Annotated in this window: 15 protein-coding genes; 9 read left to right on the forward strand and 6 right to left on the reverse strand. The window is 64.9% G+C overall.

Annotation, left to right across the window (positions count from 1 at the left end):
* Positions 1-3 precede the first annotated feature (3 nt).
* A complete protein-coding gene (gene aroA, locus ABEA12_RS13540; protein WP_210100337.1) occupies positions 4-1,329 on the reverse strand; it encodes a 3-phosphoshikimate 1-carboxyvinyltransferase in 1,326 nt (441 codons plus the stop codon).
* A 381-nt stretch (positions 1,330-1,710) separates the two neighbouring features.
* Here aroA and ABEA12_RS13545 point away from each other — a divergent pair, with 381 nt between their 5' ends.
* Positions 1,711-2,430 (forward strand): sigma-70 family RNA polymerase sigma factor, encoded by a 720-nt coding sequence (locus tag ABEA12_RS13545; protein ID WP_425571784.1) that lies wholly within the window; start codon positions 1,711-1,713, stop codon positions 2,428-2,430.
* Positions 2,430-2,696, forward strand: a complete 267-nt coding sequence (gene rsrA / locus ABEA12_RS13550) for a mycothiol system anti-sigma-R factor (RefSeq protein ID WP_210100338.1) — start codon at positions 2,430-2,432, stop codon at positions 2,694-2,696. Before ABEA12_RS13545 ends, rsrA begins: the two co-directional genes overlap by 1 nt.
* A 165-nt stretch (positions 2,697-2,861) precedes the next feature.
* Here the strand turns inward: rsrA and ABEA12_RS18720 are convergent, their stop codons facing one another.
* The 3 genes from ABEA12_RS18720 to ABEA12_RS13560 all read right to left on the reverse strand — a co-directional run bounded on the left by ABEA12_RS18720 (position 2,862) and on the right by ABEA12_RS13560 (position 7,581).
* Positions 2,862-2,936 carry a 50S ribosomal protein bL37 gene (locus ABEA12_RS18720; protein ID WP_372342882.1) on the reverse strand — a complete coding sequence of 25 codons (75 nt, stop codon included), beginning with the start codon at positions 2,934-2,936 and terminating at the stop codon, positions 2,862-2,864.
* A 100-nt stretch (positions 2,937-3,036) separates the two neighbouring features.
* Positions 3,037-3,642, reverse strand: coding sequence for a GDSL-type esterase/lipase family protein (locus ABEA12_RS13555; protein ID WP_210100339.1), 606 nt, complete (start codon positions 3,640-3,642; stop codon positions 3,037-3,039).
* A 141-nt stretch (positions 3,643-3,783) separates the two neighbouring features.
* Positions 3,784-7,581, reverse strand: a complete 3,798-nt coding sequence (locus ABEA12_RS13560; RefSeq protein ID WP_210100340.1) for a multifunctional oxoglutarate decarboxylase/oxoglutarate dehydrogenase thiamine pyrophosphate-binding subunit/dihydrolipoyllysine-residue succinyltransferase subunit — start codon at positions 7,579-7,581, stop codon at positions 3,784-3,786.
* A 469-nt stretch (positions 7,582-8,050) separates the two neighbouring features.
* Here ABEA12_RS13560 and ABEA12_RS13565 point away from each other — a divergent pair, with 469 nt between their 5' ends.
* From ABEA12_RS13565 to ABEA12_RS13585, 5 genes are all read left to right on the forward strand, one after another.
* A complete protein-coding gene (locus tag ABEA12_RS13565; RefSeq protein ID WP_345468626.1) occupies positions 8,051-9,406 on the forward strand; it encodes a hemolysin family protein in 1,356 nt (451 codons plus the stop codon).
* Positions 9,403-10,470, forward strand: a complete 1,068-nt coding sequence (locus tag ABEA12_RS13570; protein ID WP_210100341.1) for a hemolysin family protein — start codon at positions 9,403-9,405, stop codon at positions 10,468-10,470. The genes ABEA12_RS13565 and ABEA12_RS13570 overlap by 4 nt, the downstream gene beginning before the upstream one ends.
* 69 nt (positions 10,471-10,539) lie before the next feature.
* Positions 10,540-11,499 (forward strand): metal ABC transporter solute-binding protein, Zn/Mn family, encoded by a 960-nt coding sequence (locus tag ABEA12_RS13575; protein WP_210100342.1) that lies wholly within the window; start codon positions 10,540-10,542, stop codon positions 11,497-11,499.
* A 70-nt stretch (positions 11,500-11,569) separates the two neighbouring features.
* The gene (locus ABEA12_RS13580) at positions 11,570-12,349 is read left to right on the forward strand and encodes a metal ABC transporter ATP-binding protein (RefSeq protein ID WP_210102508.1); all 780 of its coding nucleotides are present in this window, start codon (positions 11,570-11,572) and stop codon (positions 12,347-12,349) included.
* Positions 12,350-12,354: 5 nt separating this feature from the next.
* Entirely contained in the window at positions 12,355-13,233 is an 879-nt protein-coding gene (locus ABEA12_RS13585) for a metal ABC transporter permease (RefSeq protein ID WP_210100343.1), read from the forward strand.
* A gap of 82 nt (positions 13,234-13,315) precedes the next feature.
* Here the strand turns inward: ABEA12_RS13585 and ABEA12_RS13590 are convergent, their stop codons facing one another.
* Positions 13,316-13,774, reverse strand: a complete 459-nt coding sequence (locus ABEA12_RS13590; protein ID WP_210100344.1) for a Fur family transcriptional regulator — start codon at positions 13,772-13,774, stop codon at positions 13,316-13,318.
* 166 nt (positions 13,775-13,940) lie between these two features.
* Here ABEA12_RS13590 and ABEA12_RS13595 point away from each other — a divergent pair, with 166 nt between their 5' ends.
* The gene (locus ABEA12_RS13595; RefSeq protein WP_210100345.1) at positions 13,941-14,618 is read left to right on the forward strand and encodes an MBL fold metallo-hydrolase; all 678 of its coding nucleotides are present in this window, start codon (positions 13,941-13,943) and stop codon (positions 14,616-14,618) included.
* A 47-nt stretch (positions 14,619-14,665) separates the two neighbouring features.
* Here ABEA12_RS13595 and ABEA12_RS13600 read toward each other — a convergent pair whose 3' ends face one another.
* Complete coding sequence (locus ABEA12_RS13600) at positions 14,666-15,688, reverse strand: PLP-dependent cysteine synthase family protein (RefSeq protein WP_210102509.1); 1,023 nt, start codon at positions 15,686-15,688, stop codon at positions 14,666-14,668.
* Positions 15,689-15,887: 199 nt separating this feature from the next.
* Here ABEA12_RS13600 and ABEA12_RS13605 point away from each other — a divergent pair, with 199 nt between their 5' ends.
* The gene (locus tag ABEA12_RS13605) at positions 15,888-16,028 is read left to right on the forward strand and encodes a rhodanese-like domain-containing protein (RefSeq protein ID WP_210100346.1); all 141 of its coding nucleotides are present in this window, start codon (positions 15,888-15,890) and stop codon (positions 16,026-16,028) included.
* Positions 16,029-16,121: the final 93 nt, after the last annotated feature.

A 16,121-nucleotide genomic window follows, 5' to 3' on the forward strand; every position in this document is an offset into this window, starting at 1 on the left:
TGCTTAGTGTGCGGCCTTTCCGCTAAGTGCCAGCGTCGTCCAGAGGGTGGGGAAATCGGGCATGGTCTTGGCGGTGGTGGCGATGTCCACGACCTTCACCCCGGGCACGGCCAGGCCAATGATCGCTCCGGCGGTGGCCATGCGGTGGTCCGCATAGGTCTCGAACACCCCGCCGTGCAAGGGTGCCGGTTCGATCAGCAACCCGTCGTCGAGTTCGGTGACCTTGCCGCCGAGGTTGTTGATTTCCTTCGCGAGGGCCGCCAGCCTGTCGGTTTCATGGCCGCGCAGGTGCGCGATTCCCGTCAAGCGCGAGGGCCCGTTGGCCAGGGCGCAGATTGCCGCCAGGGTCGGGGCCAGCTCGGAGGCATCGGCGAAGTCGATCCCGGAGATCTCTTTCGGTCCGGTGAGCTCCAGGGTGCCGTCCTGGTGATGGGTCAGTGTTGCGCCCATCCGCTCCAGGATGGTGCGCCACTGGTCCCCGACCTGGGTGGTTTCGGTGGGCCAGTGCGCGATGCGCACGGTTCCGGCGGTGACCATGGCAGCGGCCAGAAAGGGGCCGGCGTTGGAGAGGTCCGGTTCCATGGTGCGTTCGAACGCACTGATTTTCCCGGGTTCGACCTTCCAGCTGCGCTTCGTCGGACGGGTGATGGACACGCCGAGTTCGCGCAGGGTCGCCACCGTCATCTCGATGTGGTCGGGGCTGGCGATGGGCCCGTCGGCGGCGATGATTTCCACGCCGTTTGTAGTGCGCGCGGCAACAAGCAGCAGGGCGCTGATGAACTGCGAGGAGCCCGAGGCATCGACCTCGATGCCTCCTCCGGACACCGAACCGGTGCCCGTCACGGTGGCCGGCAGCAGTCCGGGCTCGCCGTGCTCGGTGATCTTGACGCCGAGATCGGACAGAGCGGTGTGCACCGGGGCCATGGGGCGCAGGCGGGCATGCGGGTCACCGTCGAAGGTGAAGGATCCGTTGGCCAGCGCTGCGAGCGGGGGAACGAACCGCATGACTGTTCCGGCCAGGCCGCAGTCGATGTCCACCTCGCCCATCTGCACCGCAAGGTCCATGGGTGTGATGCGCAGTTCAAGGGTCCCGTCCGGGGCTTCGCGGGTCTCGATCCCGGTGCCCAGGGCACGCAGCGCGGCAATCATCAGATCCGAGTCGCGCGATGCCAGCGCGTTGTGGATGCGGGAGGGACCATCGGCCAGGGCGGCGAGCAGCAGGTACCTGTTGGTCAAGGACTTGGACGCCGGAACGATGAGCGTTCCATCAACAGGGTGTGCGGGGTGCGGTGCGTCCCACGCGGCGTCCAGGGTGTCTTGGGTGTTCAACTGCTGCCTCCGGGTCTCAAGGTGGGCCGCTGTTCGTGCGTCCGCCGGCTGGGGGTTTACTGGGGTAGAGAGTCAGGTCATGAACGGCAAAGGGCACCTTGGCCGCAAGGCGTGGATGCGGGATCGTTCGGGTCTGGCAAAAACACGCATCACGGGGGATTCGCGCCCATCGGGGTCCCCGAGCGCAAAAAACCGGCTCGGCTGCCAAAGGCTGCGCGTCCCTCACCGCTGCAATTCTAGCCGCAGTGCGGTGCCCTCGGTGGAATACTCTGCTCCGGTTGCGTGTTGTCCTCATCAGGACGTGCAACGGCCAGGCGGCGAAGTATCGCTTGGCAGCACCATTGCCGTCGGAGAAGACAATGAGCAAGCGGGGGAGTGGATATGGCAGTACTGCAGCTCGAGGCCCCTGCCCGGGATGCGCCACGGCAACGCGTAGACTGGGCTGTGATGACCGAACCAATACAGAGCACCGACACTGTACCGGTAGCCAATGAGACCGACGCACAACGTCGCGAGCGCTTCGAGCGCGACGCGATGCAATATGTTGACCAGCTCTACTCAGCGGCCATGCGCATGGCGCGCAACCCGGCCGATGCCGAGGACCTGGTCCAGGAGGCCTACACGAAGGCGTATTCCGCCTTCCACCAGTACAAGCCCGGAACCAACCTCAAGGCTTGGCTCTACCGGATCCTGACCAACACCTACATCAACCTCTACCGCAAGCGCCAACGCGAGCCGTTGCGCACCGGGACGGACACCGTTGAGGACTGGCAAATGGCCAAGGCCGCCGAGCATACGCCCACCGGGCTTCGTTCGGCCGAGGTCGAGGCCCTTGACCACCTGCCGGATTCCGATGTGAAGGACGCCTTGCAGTCCATTGCCGAGGAATTCCGGCTGGCCGTCTACTTCGTCGACGTCGAGGGCTTCCCCTACAAGGACGCCGCGGAGATCCTGGGCATCCCGATCGGCACGGTGATGTCCCGTTTGCACCGAGGACGCAAACAGTTACGAGAATTGCTTGCCGACTATGCGCAGGAGCGCGGGATCGGAAAAGCGAAAAACACCCAAGGGGCGCCCACGCCCGGAGCGGAGAAGAAATAATGGGTGACTGCCAGTCATTGGGAGACTGCGACGACAAGCGCATCGTACGTCTCTATGAGTACCTTGACGGTGCGTTGTCACTTCAGGACCTCTCGGAGGTCAAGGCCCACCTGGAGCATTGCGCGGAGTGTGCCGAGGAATACGACTTGGAGTGCATCATCCGCTCGGTGGTGCGCCGCAGCTGCCAGGAGATCGCCCCGGATACGCTGAAGTCCAAGATCATCTCGCGGATCTCCGAGATCCGGATCGAAAGCGGACACGCCTAGGACACAGCCTGACAGGGCCAAGCCCGTCGGTTCACCAAGACAACAAAGGGTCGGCCCCTGCAACATCGTCGCCACGACGGAAGTTGCAGGGGCCGACCCTTTTCGGCGCTTATGGCCGTTGCACATGTGTTCCCGGTGACTCACCGGTAACGTGCGGGTGCTGGCTTAGGTGTTGGGGCGCTTGCCGTGGTTGGCTCCGCCGCGCTTACGATCCTTGCGCTTACGTGAACGTTTGCTCATGTGAGGACTCCTTTGCAATTCTCTGGCCCAAGTTGGACTTTTCCCAGTCTTGCACAATCCCGGCGCCGTGCCCAAGTCGTTTTGCTGGTGGGGGAATCGGCTAGTCGGTGCCCGGTTCGGGAAGCCCCAGCCAGGAGTACCAGCCGCGGTGCAGTACGAGCCAAGCCATCAGCCCGTACCCGGCCTGGCCGGGCAGGCCGCCATTGACGGTGAGATCGTTGCGCCACTGCGTGTGGTTCTGCAGCGGGGTGAAGGTATCCACGTAGTGGTGCTTGCGGCGCGTTGCCACGTCGGCGTAGACGTGGGACAGTTCGGCAAGACGCGCGTTGCGCTCGGGGTCAAGTCCCGGGGCCGGACCCACGACCAGTGCCTTGATGCTCATTTGCGATGCGGAGTCCAGGATGTTGGCCAGGTTCAGGCGCGAACGCGCCGTGGACAGGCCCAGGTCAAGGTCGCGATCCGAGAGCGCGATGACCAGACGGTTCTCGACGTTCTGCCCGAAGCGGCGCGAAGCCTCGTCGAACCAGCGGGTGCTCAAGGCCTCGGAACCCTCGCCGGGTGCGGCCAGGGTATAGCTCTCGATGCGGACCTGGCTGTTTGAGCTGCGTGCCAGCACCCGTCCGTACCAGCCCAGGGCCCGTGGATCCCCGTGGCCTGCCAGTAGTTCGTCGCCGATGGCGGTAAGTCGAATAGTGCGGTGTTCCACGAATGACCTTTCTCGGGGCGTACCAACCAACATTAGCAGTCGGTTAAGCGACCTCGGGGCGGGACACCGTCAGTGTCCCGCCCCGAGGTCAATTCATGGCCTTCGCTTACCCGTGGGGGCGAGGCGCTCCAGCATCGATCCCTAGCGTGTGAACGCGTCGGAGATGAGCTGGGACTGCTGGATCTCGTGGCGCTTGTGCGTGCCGGTCGAGGTTGCGGCCGAGGCCTTGCGCGAAACCAGGCGTACCGTCTTGCCCAGCTCGGCCGGCAGGTTCAGGCCGACGAACGGCCATGGTCCCTGGTTGGCAGGCTCGTCCTGTGCCCAAACGATCTCGGCGTTGGGGTACTTGGCCACTTCGGCGGCGATCTGGGTGGCGGGCAGCGGGTAGAGCTGCTCGACACGCACGATTGCCGTCTTGGTGTCATTGGCCTTGGCGCGGGCTGCATCGAGGTCATAGTACAGGCGCCCGGAAACCAGCAGCACGCGATCGACCTCGGCGGGATTCAGGTTCGTCGTGTCGGGTATCGCTTCCTGGAAGGTGCCGGTGGTGAAATCTTCCACCGCGGAGGCAGCTGCCTTCAGTCGCAGCAGCTGCTTCGGGGTGAAGATCACCAACGGCTTGCGCGGACGGGCATAAGCCTGGCGGCGCAACAGGTGGAAGTGGTTGGCGCCGGTGGAGGGCTGGGCCACGACCATGTTGTTTTCCGCGCACATCTGCAGGAAACGCTCGATGCGTGCCGAGGAGTGGTCCGGTCCCTGTCCTTCGTAGCCGTGCGGAAGCATCATGACCAGCGAGGAACGTTGGCCCCACTTCTGCTCTGCCGAGGAAACGAACTCGTCGATCACCGTCTGCGCGCCGTTGACGAAGTCGCCGAACTGCGCTTCCCAGATCACCAGTGCATCGGGACGCTCCACGGAGTATCCGTATTCGAAGCCCAGTGCCGCGTATTCGCTTAGCGGCGAATCGTAGATCCACAGCTTGGCCTGGTCCTCGGAGAGGTTCAGCAGCGGGTACCACTCGTTGCCGTTGAGGCGGTCGTGGAACACGGCGTGACGCTGCACGAAGGTGCCTCGGCGCGAGTCCTGGCCTGCCAGGCGAACCGGCACGCCTTCCATGGACAGGGCGCCCAAGGCGGCGATTTCCGCCATGCCCCAGTCGATCCCGCCCTCGCGGCTCATCTTCTCGCGGCGCTCAAGGAGTACCTTGAGCTTGGGGTGCACGGTGAAGTCCTCCGGGATGGCCAGGTGCGCGGCACCGATCTCTCCCAGCGTTTCGGCCGTGATGGCGGTGTCCGGGACCACGGTGTTCGGTGCTGCCTCGTCCTCGCGCTGGGCTGCGGGCAGCTCCAAATCGTGGATGGCCGAGGTCCCGGGGGTGATGACCGGGATCGGGGAGGTCTGCGCCGCGTGGGTCTCGGCAAAGACGCGCTCGAGGCGCTGCTGGTAGTCCAGCAGTGCCTGGTCGGCTTCCTCCTGGGTGATGTCCCCGCGACCAACCAGGGCCTCGGTGTAGAGCTTGCGGGCCGAGCGCTTGGCCTCGATGAGGTTGTACATCATCGGCTGGGTCATCGAGGGGTCATCGCCCTCGTTGTGCCCACGGCGGCGGTAGCACACCATGTCGATGACGACGTCCTTGTTGAAGCGCTGGCGGTAGGCGAAGGCCAGCTGGGCCACGTGGACCACGGACTCGGGCTCGTCGCCGTTGACGTGGAAGACCGGCGCCTGGACCTGCTTGGCGACGTCGGTGGCGTAGACCGAGGAACGCGAGTCCGAAGGTGCGGTGGTGAAGCCGACCTGGTTGTTCACGATCACGTGGATTGTGCCACCGGTCTTGTATCCCTCGAGCTGGGAGAGCGAAAGGGTCTCGCCCACCACGCCCTGGCCGGCGAAGGCCGCGTCACCGTGCACCAGGATCGGCAGGACCTTGGAGCCCTTGGACTTGTCGCGGTCCTGCTTGGCGCGCACGATGCCCTCGAGGATGGGATCGACGGCCTCGAGGTGCGAGGGATTGGCGGCCAGGTAGACCTTGGTCTGGTTCCCGGAGTCCGAGGTGAAGGAACCCTCGGTGCCCAGGTGGTACTTCACGTCGCCCGAACCCTGGACGGTGCCCGCGGTGGCGGTGCCCTCGAATTCGCGGAAGACCTGTGCATAGGTCTTTCCGGCGATGTTGGTCAGTACGTTCAGCCGGCCACGGTGGGCCATGCCGATGGCGACCTCGTCGAACCCGGTGTCCGCTGCGTCGGAAAGCACGCCGTCAAGCAGCGGAATCAGGGATTCGCCGCCCTCGAGAGAGAAGCGCTTCTGTCCGACGAACTTGGTCTGCAGGAAGGTCTCGAAGGCCTCGGCGGAGTTCAGCTTCGCCAGGATGCGCAGCTGCTCCTCGCGGGTGGGCTTGGTGTAGGGGTGCTCCAGCTTGTCCTGGAACCAAGTGCGTTCCACCGGGTCCTGGATGTGCATGTACTCGATGCCGATGGTGCGGCAGTAGGCATCACGCAGCACGCCCAGGATGTCGCGCAGCAACAGCCTGTCCTTGCCTCCGAATCCGCCGGTGACCCATTCGCGGTCCAGGTCCCACAGGGTGAGGCCGTAGGTCTGGATGTCAAGGTCGGGGTGGCGTCGCTGGACGTATTCCAGCGGGTTGGTGTCTGCCATCAGGTGGCCGCGCACGCGGTAGGAGTGGATCAGCTGCTGGATCCGGGCGATCTTGTTGATTTGCAGGTCAATGTCGACCTGGTTGTCGACGGCCCAGCGGACCGGCTCGTAGGGGATGCGCAGCGCTTCGAAGATCTCGTCGTAGAAGCCCTGCTCTCCGAGCAGCAGCGACTCGACGATCTTGAGGAACTCCCCGGAGCCCGCACCCTGGATGACGCGGTGGTCATAGGTCGAGGTCAGCGTGATGGTCTTGCCAACGCCTTGGAGCGCAACGGTCTTTTCGGAAGACCCGCGGAATTCGGCCGGGTATTCCAGGGCGCCGACGCCCACGATGGTGGCCTGGCCCTTGGACAGGCGGGGGACCGAGTGCACGGTGCCGATGCCGCCGGGGTTGGTCAACGAAGAGGTGGTGCCGGCGTAGTCATCCGCGGTGAGCTTGTTGGCCCGTGCGCGCTTGATCAGGGTCTCGTAGGCTTCCCAGAACCCGTTGAAGCTCAGGGTCTCCGCAGCCTTGATGTTCGGCACGGCAAGCATGCGCGATCCATCGGGCTTGGGAATGTCGATGGCGATGCCGAAGTTTACGTGCGCTGGCTGGACGGCGGTGGGCTTGCCATCGACCTCCGCGTAGGTGACATTCTGCGAGGGGAAGAGCTTCAGCGCGCGGACCACGGCAAAGCCGATGATGTGGGTGAAGGAGATCTTTCCGCCGCGGGCGCGCTTGAGGTGGTTGTTGATGACCACGCGGTTATCGATCAGTGCCTTGGCAGGGACGGCGCGGACCGTGGTGGCCGTCGGTACGGTGAGGCTGGCTTCCATGTTGGTGGCGATGGCCTTGGCCGGGCCACGCAGCGGGGTACGCTTTTCCTCACCGGATGCCGAAGGCGAGGCGGCCTTGGGAACCTGGGCCGGGATCGGCTGGGACTTGGTTGCCGGGGTCGGGTCGGACTTGGTTGGCGGGGTTGTTTCGGCAGGTACACGCGGGAGTGAAGCCGTGGGAGGGGTGCTGGTGGAGTCCTCGGGCGTGTCCCCGGAGGTGTCAACGACACGGGCCTGGGTTGCCGAGCGCGGTACCGCCGTAGCGGCCTCCTGCGCGGAGGAAGGTGCCGGGGACGCTGCCGGGGCGGCTGGGGCCCCGGGGGTCTGGCCGGCATCGAGGGACGCGAATATGTCCCACCATTTCTTGTCTACCGAGTTCTTGTCCTTGAGGAACTGCTGGTACAGCTCATCAACTAGCCATTCGTTCCCGCCGAACTCTTCGGTGAGTCGGTGGTGCGATTGATCTGGCACGGTATAACGCCTCTTCTCCCTGAATTTCCGTTTGTCCAAGCGCCGCCGCGGGGGTAAGCCACACGGGGGCATACTTCTGGACCTGCTTAGTAGTCTAGTGACAAATCGACTCCGAATGGGAACCTATGAGCCGGGGGTCACACCCCGGGCGCGTCGAACGGTGATCTGGGCGACGGACCCACACCCCGGTTCCCCGATGGTGATCCTTTCGCCCGGGCGTGGCTGTCCGCCGCGCCGCAAACAGCATGTGTCCACGTCGTGGTTCGGATACACTGGCAATGTTATGGACAGCCACTCTCTGTGCCGGCCAGTCGTGAAATCACGCGGTGCCGGCCACACATGTCATTGCCCGCCCGACTCAGCCTCCCTTTCGGAGCCTTCTTGTTGGGACGGCACACACCTTGGATTCGCGGGCCCGGGCTCTGAAGCCCCCCGCCTCCCGAGCCCTTCCGGGTCGGTGAGCCACTAGATGGAATGGTTGCTTCTGGCCATTGGCCTGTTGCTGGTCCTGGGCACCGGGTTCTTCGTTGCCGTCGAGTTCTCCCTTGTCGCACTGGACCAGGCGAACGTCCAGCAGGCCGTCGACGCCGGGGACACCAAGGCAGTGGCCCTGCTGCACTGCCTCAAATCGCTCTCCACCCAACTTTCCTCATGCCAACTGGGCATCACGCTGACCACCTTGCTGACCGGCTACGTCATCGAACCCTCGGTGGGCAAGCTTCTCCAAGGCCCCATGATTGGACTGGGCCTGGGGGATTCGGCTGTTCCGGTGAGCCTGATCGTGGCGATGCTGCTTGCCACGCTGCTCTCGATGGTCATCGGCGAACTGGTTCCCAAGAACCTGGCGATCGCCAAGGCCTACGACATCGGGCGCGCCGTGGCACGCCCGCAATTGATCTTCACCGCCATTTTCAAGCCGGCGATCCTGCTGCTCAACGGATTTTCCAACAAGGTGCTGCACCTCTTTGGCCTGGAGGTCAAGGAGGAGATCTCCGGGGCGCGTTCACCGGCCGAGCTGGTCTCCCTGGTGCGCCGCAGCGCGGCCATGGGCACCCTGGACAAGGACGCGGCGCTGTTCGTTGACCGCACCGTGCGCTTCTCCGAGCGCTCGGCAGCCGACGTGATGACCCCGCGCATCCACATGCAGACCATCGAGCACACAGCCCACGTCCACGAGGTCATCGAGCTGGCCAAGGAAACCGGGTACTCCCGGTTCCCGGTCACCGACGGGTCCTCGGACGAGATCAAGGGCGTCTGCCACGTCAAGACGATCATTGCCATCCCGCGCGACAAGCGCGCTGGCAAGGAGGTCGGGGAGAACAAGTCCCCGGTGATCTTCGTGCCGGAGACCGTACACCTGGATACGTTACTGGTGCAGTTGCGCGGAGCGAGCCTGCAGATGGCCATCGTGCTTGATGAGTATGGCGGAACCGCCGGAATGGTGACATTGGAAGACCTGGTGGAGGAAATCGTCGGCGAGGTCGCCGATGAACACGACGAGGCGTTGCCCGAGGTGCGCCAGCTGCCCGACGGCTCCTGGATGATCCCCGGGATGTTCCGTCCCGACCAGCTCAACGAGCTCATCGGTGAGGTCGAGATCCCCGACGACGCCGCCTACGAGACGGTGGGCGGGTTTGTGATGGCCGAACTGGGCCGGATCGCCTTCCTCGGCGACGAGGTGGACACCGAGGGCGGGATGTTCGCGGTCACCGCGCTGGAGCGCAGGCGCATCGCCGAGCTGCACTTCGTGCCGCGTCCGCCCGCCTCGGCGGCCAGCGCCTCCTCGGCAGCCAGCCCAGACGAGGCACGGGGGTCACGGGCATGAACGAGATTGCCGGCCTGATCTGGCTGATCATCCTGTTGCTGGGCAACGCTTTCTTCGTTGCCTCCGAGTTCGCGGTGATGTCCGCGCGCCGTTCCCAGATCGAGCCGTTGGCCGATGCCGGGGACAAACGCGCGATCCGTGCACTGAAGGCCATGGAGCAGGTCTCCATCATGCTCGCGGTGTGCCAACTGGGCATTACCGTGTGTTCGCTGCTGATCCTGAACGTCGCCGAACCGGCGATCCACCACCTGTTGGCGGTGCCGCTGCAGTTCTTCGGGATCTCCGAGTCCCTGGCTTCAACCCTCGCGTTCCTGCTGGCCTTGGGGATCGTGACCTTCCTGCATGTGACCTTCGGGGAAATGGTTCCCAAGAACGTCTCCGTCTCGATGGCCGACAAGGCGGTGCTGATGCTGGCCGGGCCGCTGCTGGCGCTCTCGGTGCTGGTGCACCCGATCGTGGTCTCGCTGAACTGGGTCGCCAATTTGTTCCTGCACGCGATGAAGGTGGAGCCGGTCAATGAGGTGAACTCCGCGTTCACCGCCGCGGAGGTGCAGTCGATCATTGCCTCCTCCGCGCTCTACGGAACGCTTGAGCCCGATGACGCCCTGATGCTGCGCAAGGCCCTGGAATTCTCCAACCTCACCGCAGCAGGCACCATGGTCGCACGCGACCAGGTCGTCGCCCTGGAAACCGGGGCCACAGTGCAGGAGTTCGAACGCACCGTGGGCCGGACCGGGTTCTCCCGGCTCATCATTTCCAGGGGCGGGGAATTCGTGGGCTACTGGCACATGAAGGACGTCATGGCGCTGCCCGACGAGCGCTACCGCGCCCCGATCTCCGGGATCGAGCCCCGCCCCATGGGCGTGGTGGCCCCCGATACCGAAATCGAGGATGCCATGGAGCAGATGCGCGCCGACGGCAAGCACCTGGCCCGCGTCGTGGATGCATCCGGTGCCACACTGGGGGTCCTGTTCCTCGAGGACGTGCTGGAACAGCTGGTCGGGGAGATCGATGACCAGAACCAGAAGCGCGGCATCCGCAGGGAGAACCGCAGCGCCCAATAATGCGAACGACTCGCAATTGGGGTAGTCTGGTGTTTTAGGATTCCCCCCGAAAGGCCCAGCACACCCCGCATGAACAAACCACTCCGCGTCCTCGCCCTGGCCACTTCCATGTTGCTTTTGGGCGGTTGCGCCGCCACGGCGCCGGCTAGCCCGGGGGGCACGGACGGGGGTGCGGTGCTTCGGGTGGTTGCCAGCACCTCTGTCTATGCCGAGGTGGCACGTGCGGTCGGCGGCTCCTCGGTCCAGGTCCAGGCGATCGTCGACAAGACCTCCCAGGACCCGCACTCCTACGAGGCCACGGCGCGCGACAAGCTTGCCCTGGCCAAGGCCGACGTCATCATCGCCAACGGCGGGGGATACGACCCGTTCATGGACGCGCTGGCCCAAGGGCTCACGCTGCCCGCCGGTGCGATGATCCACGCCGTCGATTTCCAGGAGGGGCACGAGAGTCCTGCCGACTCTACCGAAGGCAAGGATGCCGGGCACGGCGGCCACGACCACGGTGAGGGAAACGAGCACGTCTGGTACGACGTCCATACCGTCGGTGCGCTGGCCGAGGGGCTGGCGCAGGAATACTCGACGTTGATGCCCCAAAAGAGCGATGAATTCACGGCCTCCGCAGCGGCCTTCGAGGAAAGCATCGACTCACTAGGCGCATCGATCACGGACCTGCGGGCAGTGGCGAAGGGCAAGAAGTTCGCGATGACCGAACCGTTGGGCTTCTACCTGCTCACCGATGCCGGGATGACCGACGGGACCCCGGAGGGAATGAGCGCCGCGATGGAAGCGGGCGAGGACGTGCCGCCGCTGCTGCTCAAGAGGCTCGGTGACGGGCTGGCTGCCGGGGAATACTCGGTGCTGGCGGTGAACACGCAGACTTCCGGGCCGCAAACCGAGCAGGTCGCCACGATGGCCAAGGATGCCGGCGTCCCGGTGCTGGACCTGACCGAAACCGTGCCCGAGGGCCATGACTACATCTCCTGGATGGGAACGAACGTGCAAGAACTCGAGGTGGCCCTTGGTCGCTAGCACCAGCTCCGAAGCAATTGCCTCGAACCCGCCCGCCGGGGGTGGGCCGAAGGTCCAACCGGTGGTCAGCATGCGCAACGCCTCGCTGCGTTTTGGCGAGCGGCTGCTCTGGGACGGGTTGGACCTGGACATCGCCGCGGGGGAATTCCTCGCGGTGCTGGGCCCCAACGGGTCGGGCAAGACCACGATGCTGCGCACCCTGATGGGTTTGCAGGAACTCTCCGGGGGAACCGTCAAGGTCGCCGGAAAGCCGGCGACCCGCGGATCGCGCCAGATCGGCGTCATCCCGCAGCAGCGATCCTTCGACAACAACACCCCGCTGCGGGCCCGCGACCTTGTCGCCCTGGGCATCGACGGACACAAATGGGGCATCAGGCTGGGCCGAGCCAAGATGCGTCGGCGCGTGGATGAGCTTCTTGAGCTCGTCGGCGCCACCGAATACGCGGAGCGGCCCATCGGGGTGCTCTCCGGCGGGGAACAGCAACGCCTGCGCGCAGCCCAGGCCCTGGCCGATGATCCGAGACTGCTGCTGTGCGACGAGCCCTTGCTCTCCCTTGATTTGCACCACCAGCAGGCGGTCTCCTCGCTGATCCACCGCCAGGCCTGCGACCACGGTGCCGCGGTGGTCTTCGTGACCCACGAGATCAACCCGATCCTGCAATACGTGGACAGGGTGCTCTACCTGGCCGGCGGACGGTTCCACGTCGGTACCCCGGCGGAGGTCATGCGCTCCGAGGTGCTCTCCGAACTCTACGGTTCACCGATCGAGGTCTTTGAATCCAATGGCCGCATCGTCGTGGTGGGCATGCCCGAGACCGTCAACCACGCCCACCCGCAGCAAGGAGCCTAGGAACCATGGACTTTTCCGATTTCTGGAACACCGTCTTCAGCTTCCAGGACTATGCGCAGATCCTGCCGCTGGTGTCCAACTCGTTGATCGCCGGCGCGCTGCTGGGCCTGGTCGGCGGCATGATCGGCATCTTCGTGATGATGCGCGACATGGCCTTTGCCGTGCACGGCATCGCCGAGCTCTCCTTCGCCGGGGCGGCCTTTGCGCTGCTGATCGGTGCCAACGTGGTGATCGGATCGCTGGTCGGATCCGTGTTTGCCGCACTGGTGCTGGGATTGATGGGGGCCGCGGCCAAGGACCGCAACTCCATCATCGGGGTGCTGATGCCCTTTGGCCTGGGCCTGGGGATCTTGTTCCTGGCGCTGTACCAGGGCCGCAGCGCGAACAAGTTCGGGCTGCTCACCGGCCAGATCGTTGCCGTTGACACGGTCCAGCTGGGCCTGCTGGCGGTTTGCTCGGTGATCGTGATGGTGGCGCTGGTTGCCATGTGGCGCCCGCTGACCTTCATTTCCGTCGACCCCGCCGTGGCTGCTGCGCGCGGGGTGCCCGCCGGACGGCTCTCGGTGGCCTTCATGGTGGTCCTGGGCCTGGCCGTCGCGCTGTCGATCCAGGTGGTCGGTGCGTTGTTGGTGCTTTCCCTGTTGATCACGCCGGCGGCCGCGGCCATGAAGGTGGCCGCCAACCCGGTGGTGACCGTGGTGCTCTCGGTGGCCTTCGCGATGACGTCGGTGGTCGGCGGGATCCTGCTGGCGCTGGCCGGGTCGCTGCCGATCAGCCCGTACGTCACCACGATCTCGTTCCTGATCTACGTCATCTGCCGTCTCGTTGCCTGGCGGCGGGAGAAGGTACGGCATTCGGAAACGACCCTGGCAATAGCGGCGTAAGTTGGGCTACAAGTTGCTGGGGTACCTGCTCAACGTGCCCCGCGAACCCAGGGATGATGCGCGGTAGGCTGGCGTCAGGGGATCAGCGCGATGACACGGGCAAGACGCTCTGCTCCGCGTCCTTGGCCACCGAACAGCCAGGGCACAGCCCGTAGATCTCCACGGTGTGCGTGGGATCGGTGAAGCCGTTTTCTTCGGCCACCCGGGCCGCCCATTTCTCCACTGCGGGAGCCTCGACCTCCACGGCTTTGCCGCAGATCCGGCACACCAGGTGGTGGTGGTGGTGCTCGATGACGCACTGGCGGTACATTGCCTCGCCCTCATTGTTGCGCAATACATCTACCAGCCCCTCCTCGGCCAGTGAGAGCAACAAGCGATAGACCGTGGCGAGGGAAACCTTGTCGCCCTCGTCGATCAGCCAACGGTGCAGTTCCTGCGCCGTCACGAAGTCATCGACCTGGCCCAATGCCGCAGTCACGGCAATACGCTGCTTGGTCACCCGGATTTCGGGGACGCGTCGGGTGGTCGCAGGATTCGTCATCTGTTGAAGCACTCCTTGAAAGTTCGGCACGATGTGTCTCGTTGCGGGCAAGAGGACAGTTGGGGAGCTGCGGGACGCCGCGCCCACCACGGACACCTCGAGTTTACCAGCGGGGCCCGAAACGCGGGTCTTGGCAGCGTTGCGCTGCCCTGCCTAAGCTGGGGGCATGGAGATCACCAAGTTCAACCACTCATGCATCCGCGTCCAATCCGGGCGACGGGCACTGCTCATTGACCCCGGCACCTTCTCCCCGGTGGCAGAGGCACTGGCGGGGGTCGAAGCGATCCTGGTGACGCACGAGCATCCCGACCACCTTGATTCAGACCCGGTGGTTGCCGCTCTGGCAGCGAACACCCAGCTGGTGCTCTACGCGCCGCCCTCGCTGGCCGAATCGCTGCGAGATGCCGCGGAGGTAGCCGGGATGCCAGACGCCGAGGCACGGATCCATGGCGTCGGGCCAGGGACAAGCTTCGAAGCCGCGGGCCTTGAAGTCTCCACGCATGGAGGGTTCCACGCGCTGATCCACCACGCCTTGCCGACGGTGGCCAACATTGGGTACTTCATCGGCCGAAGGCTCTACCACCCGGGGGACAGCTACCAGGTGCCCGAGGGCATCGAGGTCTCCACGCTGCTGATACCGGCGCACGCACCGTGGGCCAAGATCGGGGAAACCATCGATTTCCTCTCGATGGTTGGTGCTGCGCAGAACTTTCCCATCCATGACGGACTGCTCAATGAGCGGGGCTTGGGGCTGATTGACGGGCATCTGGAGCGGGTCGCCGGTGAACACGGGATTTCCTACCGCCGTATCCCCAACGGAACGCCGGTGGACATCGAAGCCTGATCCCGGCCTAAATAGCCCAGCCGGTTAGGTTGCCGGCGATGGTGCCCTTACTCCCAGCGGTCGGTTTCCAGCAGTCGCTCGATGCGCCCGGTGTAAGGGGCCGGGTCCAGCCCGTTGGCTTCCAGCCAGTCCTGGTCGTAGTACGAGGTGGTGTATCGCTCGCCGTTGTCGCACAGCAGAGTCACCACCGAGCCTTTTTCGCCGGCGGCGAGCATGTTCGCCACGATCTGCCACGCCAGCCACAGGTTGGTGCCGGTGGAGGGACCCGCGCACAGGCGTGAGAAATCCTGCAGGTGGCGCATGGCGGCGACCGATGCGGCATCCGGGACGGTGGCCATGAAGTCGATGATGCTGGGTACGAAGCTGGGTTCGGGGCGGGCGCGTCCGATGCCCTCGATGCGGCTGGAGGCCCCGGTGGCTGCCAGCGGGTCGCTTCCGGCGTTTGCCGCCTCCCAGGCGGGCAGGAAGGCCGAGCCCTCGGGATCGGCCACGGCTAGGCGCGTGGGGTGGCAGTGGTAACGGGCGTATCGTCCAATGGTCGCCGAGGTGCCGCCGGTGCCGGCTCCGACAACTATCCAGGCCGGGACCGGGTGTTCCTCCATCGCCAACTGCTGAAAAATCGATTCGGCGATGTTGTTGTTCCCCCGCCAGTCGGTGGCTCGCTCGGCGTAGGTGAACTGGTCCATGTAGTGCCCGTTGGCGTCCGCAGCCAGGCGCTCGGACTCGTCGTAGACCGTGGAGGGGTCATCGACCAGGTGGCAGGTGCCTCCGGTGGCCTCGATGAGCGCGATCTTTTCCTTGCTGGTGCTCGATGCCATCACGGCGATGAAGGGCAGGCCCAGCAGCTTCGCGTAGTACGCCTCGGAGACCGCGGTGGACCCGGAAGAGGCCTCGACGATCGTGGTTCCCTCGGTGATCCATCCATTGACCAGGCCATAGAGGAACAGCGAGCGGGCCAGCCGGTGCTTGAGGCTGCCGGTGCGGTGCGTCGACTCGTCCTTCAGATACATCTCGATGCCCCATTCGTGAGGCAGCTCCAGCTTGTGCAGGTGGGTGTCGGCTGATCGCATGGACTCGGCTTCGATGATGCGTATCGCCTCATCAACCCAAGCGCGTGAAGAGGAGGTACGGGGCAGCGAAAGCAGGGGTGTTGTATCCACATTTCCAGCCTACAGACAATCACCGGTGGCACCTCACCGACCGGTACAGCGGCCGCGGCGGTAGAGTCATGGGTGGCCGCAGGTTTCAAGATATTTCAGGAGTACGTCCATGGCACAGCACCCGCTCATCGAAGCCCAGGAACTGCACCGGTTGCTGGATTCGGGCAACCACGTGGTGCTGCTCGACGTACGATGGGCACTGGGGGATCCCGCCGGTCGGAACTTTTCAAGTCAAACGGTGCCAGCGTGAGTTAGACAGCCTCTTTTGCGATGGCCTCAGCTGGTTGGTTGATCCACGCGGGCCCAGGTAGGGCCAAGATCTTGGCGTCGGTACTGCTGGTGA

The organism is Paeniglutamicibacter antarcticus, from assembly GCF_039544305.1.
GTDB lineage: Bacteria > Actinomycetota > Actinomycetes > Actinomycetales > Micrococcaceae > Paeniglutamicibacter > Paeniglutamicibacter antarcticus_C.